The organism is Glaciimonas sp. Gout2 (genome assembly GCF_035018905.1).
In the GTDB taxonomy this organism is placed as follows: domain Bacteria; phylum Pseudomonadota; class Gammaproteobacteria; order Burkholderiales; family Burkholderiaceae_D; genus Glaciimonas.
The window spans coordinates 47074-59157 of sequence record NZ_JASJXA010000029.1 but is presented as its reverse complement, the minus strand read 5'-3'; the positions used below and the strand labels follow the sequence as shown (position 1 = coordinate 59157).

At 50.2% G+C, this 12084-nt stretch carries 10 protein-coding genes; 4 read left to right on the top strand and 6 right to left on the bottom strand.

Annotated elements, in window-relative coordinates:
- The 3 genes from QN379_RS17470 to QN379_RS17460 all read left to right on the top strand — a co-directional run.
- On the top strand, positions 1-902 hold a 902-nt coding region (locus tag QN379_RS17470), incomplete at its 5' end, for an iron ABC transporter permease (protein WP_323507181.1).
- The gene (locus QN379_RS17465) at positions 902-1684 is read left to right on the top strand and encodes an ABC transporter ATP-binding protein (protein ID WP_323507180.1); all 783 of its coding nucleotides are present in this window, start codon (positions 902-904) and stop codon (positions 1682-1684) included. The genes QN379_RS17470 and QN379_RS17465, both read left to right, overlap by 1 nt.
- A gap of 164 nt (positions 1685-1848) precedes the next feature.
- Positions 1849-2763, top strand: a complete 915-nt coding sequence (locus tag QN379_RS17460; protein ID WP_322239335.1) for a cobalamin-binding protein — start codon at positions 1849-1851, stop codon at positions 2761-2763.
- Between the two features lie 18 nt (positions 2764-2781).
- Here the strand turns inward: QN379_RS17460 and QN379_RS17455 are convergent, their stop codons facing one another.
- Complete coding sequence (locus QN379_RS17455; RefSeq protein WP_322239333.1) at positions 2782-3399, bottom strand: GNAT family N-acetyltransferase; 618 nt, start codon at positions 3397-3399, stop codon at positions 2782-2784.
- A gap of 341 nt (positions 3400-3740) precedes the next feature.
- Between QN379_RS17455 and QN379_RS17450 the strand changes: the two genes are divergently transcribed.
- Positions 3741-5888: an RICIN domain-containing protein gene (locus QN379_RS17450; RefSeq protein WP_323507179.1), complete on the top strand. Its 2148-nt coding sequence runs from the start codon at positions 3741-3743 to the stop codon at positions 5886-5888.
- Positions 5889-6118: 230 nt separating this feature from the next.
- Here the strand turns inward: QN379_RS17450 and QN379_RS17445 are convergent, their stop codons facing one another.
- The 5 genes from QN379_RS17445 to QN379_RS17425 all read right to left on the bottom strand — a co-directional run bounded on the left by QN379_RS17445 (position 6119) and on the right by QN379_RS17425 (position 12065).
- Entirely contained in the window at positions 6119-7270 is a 1152-nt protein-coding gene (locus QN379_RS17445; protein WP_322239329.1) for a Gfo/Idh/MocA family oxidoreductase, read from the bottom strand.
- A 44-nt stretch (positions 7271-7314) separates the two neighbouring features.
- Positions 7315-8370: a sugar phosphate isomerase/epimerase family protein gene (locus QN379_RS17440; RefSeq protein ID WP_322239327.1), complete on the bottom strand. Its 1056-nt coding sequence runs from the start codon at positions 8368-8370 to the stop codon at positions 7315-7317.
- A gap of 123 nt (positions 8371-8493) precedes the next feature.
- Positions 8494-9456: a substrate-binding domain-containing protein gene (locus QN379_RS17435; protein WP_322239325.1), complete on the bottom strand. Its 963-nt coding sequence runs from the start codon at positions 9454-9456 to the stop codon at positions 8494-8496.
- An 88-nt stretch (positions 9457-9544) separates the two neighbouring features.
- A complete protein-coding gene (locus tag QN379_RS17430) occupies positions 9545-10597 on the bottom strand; it encodes an ABC transporter permease (protein ID WP_322239323.1) in 1053 nt (350 codons plus the stop codon).
- A complete protein-coding gene (locus QN379_RS17425; protein WP_322239321.1) occupies positions 10578-12065 on the bottom strand; it encodes a sugar ABC transporter ATP-binding protein in 1488 nt (495 codons plus the stop codon). Before QN379_RS17425 ends, QN379_RS17430 begins: the two co-directional genes overlap by 20 nt.
- Between the last annotated feature and the right edge of the window lie 19 nt (positions 12066-12084).

Here is a 12084-nt window from a genome sequence, read left to right as displayed (position 1 = left end):
CTGATATTTTTGGCGCTTTGAGTGAGGTGTTGCGTGGTGCACCTAAAAGTATGGCGGCGACTTTGTTGCAGTTGCGGTTGGAGCGGGCTTTGTCTGGGTTTGTGACTGGGGCGATGTTGGCTTTGGCTGGGGTGATGATGCAGGCGTTGTTGCGTAATCCTTTGGCTGATCCTTATGTGCTGGGGGTTTCTGGTGGGGCGGCGGTTGGGGCGTTGTTTGCGATGCTTTTTTTTAGTGCGGCGTGGATGATTGATGTGGCGGCGTTTGCGGGTGCGATTGTTGTGGCGTTGCTGTTGTTTGGTTTGGCTTATCGGGATTTGCGGGGTGGGATTTCGGATGGTAACGCGCCGTTGCTGTTGTTGACTGGCGTGATTGTGGCTTCGGGTTGCGGTGCTTTGGTGACGTTGATGCTGTCGATTGCGCCGGATAGTCGGTTGCGTAGTATGGTGTTTTGGTTGATCGGCGATTTGTCGGGGACGCAATTGCGCTGGTTGCCTTGGATTGTTTTGAGCGGTGCACTTATTTTTGCTTTACGCAAAGCACGGCATATTAACGTCATGGTCATGCAGGCAGAGGCGGCGGCGACGTTGGGGATTCATGTGGCGTCGTTACGTAAGGGGTTGTTCTTTTGTGCGGCCTTATTGACTGCTTGCACGGTGAGTAGCGCGGGCGCGATTGGGTTTGTCGGGTTGATTGTGCCGCATGCGTGTCGGTTTGCGCTGGGACCGGATCACCGTTTGTTGTTGCCTGCTGCGACCATTGCCGGTGGCACGTTTCTCTTGTTGGCGGATACATTGGCGCGTACTGTTATTGCGCCAACACAATTGCCGGTCGGCGTGATTACGGCCTTGATCGGCGTGCCGGCATTTCTATTACAACTGCACCACATTCGCAAACGATGATGACATCTCCAACACTGATGCGCACCCGGTCTGTCGATTTAACTATCGAGGGTCGTGCGCTGGTCGCGGGTTTGGATTGGGATCTGCATCCTGGCCAGCTTTGGTGTGTGATCGGTCGCAACGGGGCTGGGAAGAGTACATTTTTGCGCTGTCTGGCAGGTTTGCGCTTGCCCGATGGCGGGGTAGTGGAACTGGCTGAAAAACCGTTATCACAATGGGCGTTGGAAGGGCTGGCGCGGGTTCGCGCGTTTTTGCCACAAGGAACGCGTGACGCCTTCGGTTATCGCGTGATTGAAACCGTATTGGCGGCGCGGCATCCGTATCACGATACCCGCTATTGGGAATCCGATACTGATCAGGAAACCGCTTTAAGTGCGTTAAGAGCGCTGGATGTAGAAGCACTTGCCGAACGTGATATTCGTACCTTGTCCGGTGGCGAGCGTCAGCGGGTGGCGATTGCCGCTGTGTTGGCGCAGGATACGCCGTTATTATTGCTCGACGAGCCTGCGAATGCGCTGGATCTGGCGCATCAGGTTAGCGTGATGCGTTTATTGGACGAACTGTGCGCGAACAGTGAGTCGCCCAAAGCCATCGTAATGGTAAGCCACGACTTGAATCTGGCGCATAGCGTGGCGAGTCATGCGCTGCTGCTGATGGGAGATGGAGGTTGGCGTGCCGGGCCGGTTGCCGAGGTGATGACAGCACCAATTCTGAGCCAATGTTTAGGGCATCCGATCGAGATCATCACGCACGAAAATCGGTCTATTTTTATTCCTGCGTAGCGCGTATGTAATGGGTCGGTTTCCATCTAAGTGTCGAGAAAAAATTTTCTATAAATAAATGTAGTTGATTCATTGCTCGTTACATTCCTACACGATGCTTCTACTTCTAAACGTGGCGCTAAAAACTTTCGGGCGTTAATAATTTTGTATATCGGAATATTATTGTGAAACCGAACATCGTAAAGCGTATTTTCTTAATGACGGTATTGCTCATCAGTGTGCAACTTTCAGTCATAGTAAATGCTTCAGGAGCGGCTATTATAGTCAAAGATGACGCAGGCAATATCATCACGTTAGCGCAGCCAGCTTTGCGCGTAGTGACAATGGCCCCGCATATTACGGAATTAATATTTGCCGCCGGTGGTGGGTCCCGAATAGTCGGTACAGTCAAGTACAGCGATTATCCGGTTGCTGCAAAAAGTATTCCTCGAATAGGTGACAACAGCCTGCTGGACATAGAGCGGTTGATTGCGCTCAAACCGGATTTATTGGTGGTATGGCGACATAACAGTGCCGATCGTCAATTGGAACAATTACGAAAACTCGGCATCCCATTATTTTACAGCGACCCACGCAAGTTGCGCGATATCCCGGACAGCATCATCCGTCTAGGCCGACTATTAGGCACAACTGGTGACGCAGAAAAAGAGGCAGCCGCGCTAGGTGAAAAAATTGACGCTCTCGCTTTTAAATACCAGAAACGTCCTCGCGTCCGAGTTTTTTATCAGGTATGGAGTCGCCCGCTGTATACGCTCAACGGCAGCCAGATTGTCAGCGATGCGATCAACGTATGCGGCGGAGAAAATATCTTCGCCCATCTGTCAGTGACAGCACCAGTCGTTAATATAGAAGCCGTGCTGGTTGAAAATCCAGAGGTACTCATAAGTGGACAACGGAAAGATGATGAAAGTGACCTCGATTATTGGCGCAGCTATTCTGGCTTGCTGGCAGTTCATCGCAACAATTTATTCGGTATCGATGCCGATCTGATGAATCGAGCAGGTCCGCGATTGATCGACGGTACCGTTGTTCTATGTGAGAAGCTGGCATTAGCGCGCTCTCGTCGAGGTCAGCCTTAATGTGGCTTCTGAAATACTTTAGCCAGTTTTAACTTCACCGACACCATTAACGAGTCTCCATGCGTCGCCAAAAAGATGCCATTTTTCACTTTTGGCAGGATCAAGAAACATACCTTCAGGTATTTTTGAAAAGCCAAGTGCTTCATATGCAGGAATGGCACTGTCTATCGGCGAGAGCATCAGTTGTCCAAGTCCCCCGATTTCCATTGATTTTTTTACAGCCCGCTCTAACAGCGCTGCTCCGGCACCGCTGCTGCCCGGATGCGTAACAAAAATTTCTACATACGGAACATTCAAGGCCTCCTGTCGATGAAGCATGGTTAGTGCTCCCACTGGCACCTGATCCACACTGTATAAGAGCTGAGTGTCAGCGGGCGGTAAAACAGAACAGACTCCGCACATAAATCTTGCAGCTTCGACTCTGGCGCTCCACTGCAGCTGGTCGTCGTCAGGGTCGTTGGCTTCCCCAATACTTTTACCTTGTTGCTGCCAATGTTGCGTGATGCTTTCTTGCATCGAGCGCAGAGCATAAGTCAACGTAACACGATCAACCTCGCTAATAGGATTCTCCGCCGGTGGCTCTAGCTCGGCATATTTTGAATAAAACAATGGAAAAGCACTAGAAGTTACGATCATATTTTGATTCCTATAAAGTTTATCGTCAATCAGTATAAGTTAAACGGTTTTTCACTTGCGCTTAGCCTCATCGGGCCTTGTTTTTAGATCGATTCGGGTTCGATTGAAATTAAGAAAACCTGGTGCAGATATCGTTAAGTTCAACTTGTTATCTTGGTGTGATGGTCGTCGTGTATTTGGTGTGTGTGCGTCGTTTTCAATTGCTGCGTATCGATATGTGTTACCTGACAATATTGTCAACGCATAGTGCAAATACTTGCACGTGAGAAATTTTTCGCTTAATCTGTGATCGCAACTTGACACAGTTATTAATCAGATTACCCTTATAGACGAGGTGTTCAATGACTTCAAATGCCGACGATACCAAGCTTCGATTGCCCCATGGTCATGCCATTACGCCATGTGTTGACACTAGCGTCGATCCCCATTTTGATCCTAACGTCAAGCGTGTTGCGGACCCCAACGATCCTTACCTCAATAGCGTGAGTCCTTACGTGGACATCTGGCTCCATTCGGGTAAAGCTCCCCTCACGATCGTGGATCTGGCGCAGACCGGTGGGACGATTCGTATTACCACAGTCATGATGCGCATACGTGAAGTCATCATCTATAACAGTACTGCTTATGATATGCGGATCGTACGAGTAGAGAAGTTTAGCGGCGACTGGGCGATCTGGGATGAGGCTGCTGGCAAGATGGTGAAGATTGGTCCGCCATCCGGGACGGTCGGCCCAGGACAGGCGAGAAGCTATGTTCTGTGGAATTCGGTGAATGTCGGTAATTCGGGGCACGTCTCTGGCGTTCTCCACTTTGAGGTCTTCGATCCCAAGACTAATACTTTTATTTGTAACCTCAAGTTGTCCTGTAAAAAAAGGATGTGGGAGACGGCCTATTACGCGATAGAGACAAATAACGGTCATCGAGACTTTGATGTGACCGCGCTTGATACATGGGGCAATGAATGGTTTATACCGGGTTGGCCCGTGGGCGGGGAGGATAATGCTTACATGGATAGTGGTGGCGGATTTGGACAAAATAACCATGCGATCATTGCCTTTTGTGTTGGCGATGATGTGCTGAAGATAGGTCAAATTCCAGGCAGCGGTAAATGTGATCTCTACGAGAAGGGGTTTTATGCATCACTCGGTAAAAAGCCTCCGACAAGTGCAATTAACAGGCCGGATTATGTTTGGGGACCGGCTAGTGATCGGTGGAAAAGTGGTGTGGCAGGCGAAGCCTTAGATAATTTGATAGGCGGCTTGGCTTACGGGTGTGACTGGTTGTTTGGTGGAAAAGATACGCCCAACAGGCCGCAGCCGGATCCCTGGAGATTCTCGACTGAAACTCCCGAGGAAGGCAAAACGTATATTATTTCTGAGTGCAAGAATAGCGGGGACGCGCTGGGTTATGTAGATACCCCATCACACGGCATTATATTCGGCACTCTACTTGGGTTAAAGCCAAATTTTATTCGGGATAGATCCCAGCAGTGGCGGATCAAAAAGGTGAAAGGTGGTGAGTTTGATGGTTTATATGTGCTGCATAACATGAAAAAAGACAAGGTAGGTGGCGATTGCATATTGGCCTGGGGCTATTACAACTCCACGGTTTCGGTGCGCTCGCTGAATGTTACCGATCCTGTCGATAGATTTCGGTATTGGCGCTTGGTACTCAGTCAGGATAAGCGTTCTTATATTCTGGTGGCCGGAGGAACTCTTCATGGCCATCCCTTCGGGATATTGACCGGTTTTTCTGGAACGGAGGAGGGATACAGAATCAGGGTCCGTGACAACAGCAGTTCCCAGTCATTTGTGTTCACGGAATTTGTACCATTGGTAACTGGAGCTAAATATGTTATTACCAGTCGACTTAGCGGAAAAGTAATGGACGTTCTAGGGGGTGAAAAAGGGCCGGGAACGCCTGTTGTTCAGTATCCCTATACTGGTGGGAATAATCAACATTGGGTTCTAGGGTTTAAAACTGCTTTTACAAGAGTTTATTTCTTAACTGTGGATTATGCCCCTCATTGCATGTTGCATGCAGATGACCGCGCCGGGGATAGTATCCCTGTCACTATTGATGTAGTGGCAGCATCATCCTGGCATAACTTTAAGTGGAATATAGACCCAAGTTTCCACGGTTCCTACAGGCTAAGCGGCAACTATGGAAAACAATTGGATGTGACAGATGGGCGGCTGGATAACTACAGAAAACTGCAACTTTTCAAGGCGAACAATACTCTGGCGCAACTATGGCAGTTTAGTAGAGTTGGCTCCAATCGTCGTGATCACGAAAAATCTGACCTTGATCGGCGTATTGAAAAGGCTGAGCATGATATCGCTGAAGTTGTAGAGCAGATACGTCAGGGCGGAGATCCGACGGGGGATTTAGCAAAATGGGTTGAGAACAATCTTCAGGAACTGGAGAGAATGAAGGCCGAGCGTGATGGTCAGGAAGCGTTGCATTTACCGGAACCGGATGACATCTGATATTGGCGAATATGTCAAAGAAGTCCCATACCGGTGGACATCGCCACCGGTATTTTTAAATCTACGGGTTGGAAATACAATTTTATTTCATCATAAATAGTATGTTGTGACGCGGCGTATCCGCGATCAGTACCAATTAATTAAATCTGTTTTTTATGCGGGAAAAGTATTGTTATTCCGATTATTTTAAGGCGGAATACAACTGTCATTCATGTTTTAATCGCATCCTTTCAGCGTGCAATATCCGTCCACTGCGCATCATTTTGATGGCTACGAATGACGGCCTCAATAAATGCCATCCCGGCGACGCCATCATTGACATTTGTTAGCCAGCGTGCAGCTTTGGGAATCGGCTGACCTGCGTTGATTGCAGCAATCTGTAAGGCTGCGTCGACATACAATTGGGCGAAGGCTTCTATGTAACCTTCCGGATGACCGGCGGGAACCCGTGTGGCATGCGCGGCGGCGGCACTGGCGGCCCGGCCCGGGGTAAGGCGCTGGGCGTTACCGCCTTGCGGCGTGATCCATAACTCGTTTGGATTTTCCTGGTTGAAGGCGAGTTGGGCTTTGCTGCCGTATAAACGCAAACGTAAGGCATTTTCAGCGCCGGTGGCGACCTGACTCGCCCACAACGTGCCGCGCGCGCCGTTGGCGTAGCGCAGCATGACTTGTACGTGGTCGTCGATAGGACGTCCGGGTACGAAAGTAGATAGTTCAGCCAGCAGTTGAGTGGGTGTTTGACCGCTAATATATTGCGCCAGTTGATAGGCATGCGTGCCGACATCGGCCAGCGTCCCACCGGGACCTGAGCGTAACGGATCGTTATGCCAGTTGTCGGCAGCGCCGGTATTGGCGCTGCCAATAGAGGCGGCTAGCCAATCCTGTGAATACTCGACCTGTATCAGTCTTAGGTCACCGATGTCGCCTGCTTCGACCAGCGCTTTGGCATGGCGCACCATTGGATAGCCGGTGTAAGTGTGAGTGAGTGCAAAGACACGATTTTTTTGTTGTGCGAGTGTGGCAAGTTCCTGGCCTTCCTTGAGTGAAATAGCTAAAGGCTTGTCGCAAATGACGTGGATACCAGCTTCCAGAAATGCTCTTGCTACCGGGGCGTGTAAAAAGTTTGGTGTGACGATGGTGACGACGTCAATGCCATCCGGTCGTGCGGCTTCCTGCCGCGCCATTTCTTGATAGTCGCTATAGCTGCGGCTTGGGTCGAGGCGAATCTCGGTAGCACTATTGGCAGCGCGCGTCGGGTCACTGGATAATGCGCCCGCCACCAACTCATAGTAATCGTCGAGGCGGGCGGCAATCCGATGCACCGAACCGATGAACGCGCCTTGGCCGCCGCCCACCATTCCTAGTCTTAAACGTCGTTGCATTTCTGTTCCTTTTTACCAAAATTATGTGGTCGTATTTTGCAGCTCTAGCGTACTAGCCCAAGCAATTGATTGATTTGATCCTGTTTGACTGCGCCACCCGCGAAATCATCGAAAGCGCGGTCTGCCACATGAATAATATGACGTCGAATAAATTCCGCTCCTTCTGCTGCGCCGTCCTCGGGATGCTTTAAGCAGCATTCCCACTCCAACACCGCCCAACCAGGAAAATCATATTGCGCCATTTTAGAGAAGATTGCGTTGAAATCAATTTGCCCGTCACCGAGTGAGCGAAAACGTCCGGCACGATCTTGCCAGGACGAAAAGCCACCGTACACGCCTTGTTTACCATTTGGACGAAATTCTGCATCCTTGACATGGAAAGCCTTAATCCGGTCGTGATAGATATCGATGAAAGCAAGGTAATCGAGTTGTTGCAACAGAAAATGGCTGGGATCATACAAAATGCTGGCTCGAGGATGCTGGTCAACTGCATCAAGAAAACGTTCAAAACTGACGCCATCATGGAGATCCTCACCGGGATGTAACTCGTAGCAAAGGTCAACACCAGCGGCATCGAACGCATCCAGAATAGGACGCCAACGCCGAGCCAACTCAGCAAATGCTGTTTCCACCAGACCCGCTGGACGCTGCGGCCATGGATATAAATAAGGCCACGCCAGTGCCCCTGAAAAAGTCACATGGGCGCTTAAGCCGAGACGTTGAGATGACGTTGCTGCGAGTGTTAACTGTTCGATGGCCCATGCAGTCCGCGCCGCGGGATTGCCGCGCACATGCGGCGCTGCAAAGTTGTCGAATAAAGGATCGTAAGCCGGATGCACTGCGACGAGCTGGCCTTGTAAATGGGTCGATAATTCGGTAATCGTTAATCCATGTTGCGCCAGTAATCCTGTGATGTCATCACAGTAGGTTTGACTCTTCGCGCCTAGCGTCAGGTCAAACAGGCGCGGGTCGGTTGGCAACTGAATACCTTTATATCCCAGACCGGCGGCCCATGCAGCCAGATGGGAAAGTGTATCGAATGGTGCTTTGTCACCCATGAACTGGGCGAGAAAAATGGCTGGCCCTTTGATCGTTTTCATGGTTAATCCTCTTTGTTTAGCATTGTTAAAACGGTGGATACAGGACCTGATGTCACGTCCATCATGCGGTCCTGTATCCATCATTACTGCTTATCGCGACGCGCTCAAATGTGCGTTTACATATCAGAACGGTGAATTGGGAAAGTAGAATTGTTTGGCGTTTTCCTTCGTGATCAATACCGAGGGAATGATGGTGTTCGCTGGTAACTTTTCACCTTTCAAACGTGCTTCGGCGGTCATTTTAATCGCATCATAGATGAACTTAGGTGAGTACGAAACGTCCGCCATAATCAGGGGATCAGAGCCATCCATGATTTTCTTCACAGCGCCTTTTGCACCAGCGCCGCCAAATACATCTTTGATATCCGTGCGCTTGGCTTGCTCGATTGCTTTCTGTACACCGATCGCCATATCGTCGTCCGCCGCCCAGACTGCATCGATTTGTTTAAAGCGGGTCAGGTAATCTTGCATGACTTTGAACGCATCATCTCGGTTCCAGTTGCCATATTTTGCATCCAGGATCTTGATGCCGGGGTGATCTTTCATCACAGCGTTAAATGCATCAAAACGCGTGTTGTCGAGCGTGGTTGGCATACCGCGAAAAACGACGATATTGCCTTTGCCGTTCAAACGTTTAGCCATGTATTCGGCTGGCAATTTACCGAAAGCGGTATTGTCGCCCGATACGTACGCATCTTGTGCATCGTTCGTGGTGAGGCCGCGATCCACGACGGTAACGTAGACACCTTTCTTTTTTACCTGCGCCACGGGTTGCGTGAGTGAGGCCGACTCAATGGGAAAAATAACCAGCGTGTTGATCTTGTTGACGGTCAGCATATCTTGAAGCTGATTGGCTTGTTCCGGCGCGGTGGCGGCCGTTTTGACGATGACCTTCAAACCGGGATGCGCTTTCTCCAATTCTGCCTTGGCTTCATTCGCCCACCAGACAATACCGGCGGTAAAGCTATGGGTCGCCGTGGGAATCGCTACGCCTAATACAACTTTTTCTGCTGCAAATGCGGATGCCGCCGACAATGCATTCAGTGCTAACAACCCTGCGCCCAGTATTTTGGTGATACGTTTCATGGTGTCTCCTCCGGTAGATGGGTGCCGTGAGCGGCAATCCCTTTGTAAAAAACTGCGTTAACTTTTTAAACCTTTTAACGTTATTTCTTCATCTTCGACTGCCCTGTAGAAAAGCCACCGCGATGATGACGATGCCCTGGACCGCTGCGTTGAGATAGACGCTAATGATGCTGGTCAGGTTGAGAATATTACTGATAACGGAGAGCAAAATCGCACCGATAACTGTACCAACTATGCGTCCCTCGCCACCTTTAAGCGCTGTGCCGCCGACAACCACTGCGGCAATCGCTTCCAACTCCCACAGCAGGCCGGTTGTCGGTGAGGCCGATCCCAGACGTGGGACGTATAAAATGGTGGCGACTCCAACACAAAGTCCGAGAAAAATATAGGTCGATATCTTCACCATATCCACCCGTACCGCCGCATACCGTGACACCTGCTCGTTCGATCCAATCGCTTGAACGTGCCGTCCGAAGGTGGTGCGATTGAGAATGACAGCGCCGCCAATCGCAACTAGAAGAAATATCCATATGGGAATTGGCACGCCCAACAAGTTTTTGTAATACACAGGGCTGTATAGATCCGACAATTGATTGTCGAGCGTCAGCGCGCCACCATCGGCTAGATAAGTCAGAAATGCCCGGAAGATGCCGAGCGTGCCAAGGGTCACAATAAACGGTTCAATTTTCCCCTTGGTGATGAGCAAGCCGTGTATGAGTCCGAACACAGAGCCAAGCACCAGCGCCAATACAATACCTAAAACAACAATAGTAGTGGGATTCAAGTGCATACCGCCTACACCATGCATCAGCATGTTCATAAAGTAGATCATGCTGCCAGCAATCAAGCCCGCCATGGAACCGACCGACAAATCGATTCCACCCGATATGATCACGAAAGTCATGCCAACCGCGATAATGCCAATAAAGGCGGTGCGGGTCAGCACGTTCATCATATTATCGACAGTGGCAAAGTCATGATTAAGCAGCGTGCCGACAATACATAAAGCGATCAGGCCAATCAATGGGCCAATATTTTTAATGCGACCGATGATGGCAGAAGCGGCGGCTGGCTTGTTGTGCGCTTTATTGTGCGACTCATTCTGCGCCTCAACGGGGGATTCAGTGTGTGCCGGTTGCATGAGCAATCAACTCCTCTTCAGTCAAATGCTCGCTGTCGAGCGTTGTTTGTAATGTGCCGGAACGCATCACCGCGACGCGATGACAAAGACCAATCAGTTCGATCAACTCGGACGAAATCACAATGACTGCGCGTCCTTCCGCTGCTAACTGATGAATTAAAAAATAGATATCGCGCTTGGCACCTACATCGACCCCTCGGGTTGGTTCATCAAGAATGATGACGCGTGGATCAGGATGCAAAATTTTGGCAAGCGCTAACTTTTGCTGGTTTCCACCTGACAGCATGCGTGCTTTACTATCGAGATCGCCGGTGCGAATATTGAAGACATTGGCTGCTTGATCCAGCGCCTTTTTCTCGGCGTTGATGTCGAGCCATGGGTGAGCATAGCGCTCCACCGTCATCATAGTCAGGTTCTCGCGTAGCCCAAGATTGACGTGCAATCCTTTACCTTTACGGTCCTCGCTGAGATAGGTCACGCCATGTTGCATCGCCTGACGAGGATTACGCAGATTGACCGGCTTGCCGCTCAAAGTAATTTTTCCAGCGCTGCGGGGGCGCAAGCCAAGCAAGGCCTCGAACGACTCTGTGCGGCCCGCGCCAACCAGTCCGGCAAAACCTAAAATTTCACCAGCGCGTACTTCAAAGGAGAGTTCTTTTGACCAACCAGGTACGCATAAACCATCTACTTGCAATAAAACTGCGGCGTCGGTGGCGTGGCGCGATTTTAGAGGAAACATATCTGACAGATCGCGGCCAACCATTAAATTGGCCATCTGTTGCCGAGTCAAAGTTGCTGTTGGTTCGCGTGTAATAAAGCGACCATCGCGCATAACGATTACTTCATCGGTGATGCGTTCGACTTCATCAAGCTTGTGTGAAATATAAAGAATGGTGACGCCATCGTTATTGAGTTGCGCCATAAGCGCAAATAATCGCTGCGTTTCAGATGAGGTCAGCGTTGCGGTCGGTTCGTCCATAATCAGGAAGCGTGCTTTGCGTGCGAGTGCTTTGGCGATTTCCACCAGCTGTTTCTCTGCTACGATTAAGTGGCGTACTTTGGTATCTGGGCTGACGTTCAGACCAACCTGTTTGAGGTAACGCGCAGCGTCTTCGCGCATCGCGACATCGTCAAGTAGCCAGCCTTTGTGTTTTTCATGACCCAGAAATATATTTTGCGCGACCGTCAAATGTTCGGCCAGATTAAATTCCTGATGGATCAACACAATGCCGCTGGCTTCGGCTGCGCGCGAACTGGTGAAGCGTTGCGGCTGGCCGTCAATGACCAGTTGTCCATCGCTGGTGGTCTCGTAACCCGCCAAAATTTTCATTAAGGTTGATTTTCCGGCACCATTTTCGCCCAATAAACCGTAGACCCGACCGGGCGCCAAATCGAAGCTGACGTCGTGCAATACGCGTACCGGTCCGAAATCTTTGCAGATATGTTGGAAGCTGACGGTGACACTCATGGTCTGGTCCTCACGGAAA

What these genes read in the sequence shown, in the direction of transcription:
- QN379_RS17450 (WP_323507179.1), top strand. Translation starts at nt 3,741, where the DNA reads ATGACTTCAAATGCCGACGATACCAAGCTTCGATTGCCCCATGGTCAT.
- QN379_RS17425 (WP_322239321.1), bottom strand. Translation starts at nt 12,065, where the DNA reads ATGAGTGTCACCGTCAGCTTCCAACATATCTGCAAAGATTTCGGACCG.
- QN379_RS17430 (WP_322239323.1), bottom strand. Translation starts at nt 10,597, where the DNA reads ATGCAACCGGCACACACTGAATCCCCCGTTGAGGCGCAGAATGAGTCG.
- QN379_RS17435 (WP_322239325.1), bottom strand. Translation starts at nt 9,456, where the DNA reads ATGAAACGTATCACCAAAATACTGGGCGCAGGGTTGTTAGCACTGAAT.
- QN379_RS17455 (WP_322239333.1), bottom strand. Translation starts at nt 3,399, where the DNA reads ATGATCGTAACTTCTAGTGCTTTTCCATTGTTTTATTCAAAATATGCC.
- QN379_RS17445 (WP_322239329.1), bottom strand. Translation starts at nt 7,270, where the DNA reads ATGCAACGACGTTTAAGACTAGGAATGGTGGGCGGCGGCCAAGGCGCG.
- QN379_RS17465 (WP_323507180.1), top strand. Translation starts at nt 902, where the DNA reads ATGACATCTCCAACACTGATGCGCACCCGGTCTGTCGATTTAACTATC.
- QN379_RS17440 (WP_322239327.1), bottom strand. Translation starts at nt 8,370, where the DNA reads ATGAAAACGATCAAAGGGCCAGCCATTTTTCTCGCCCAGTTCATGGGT.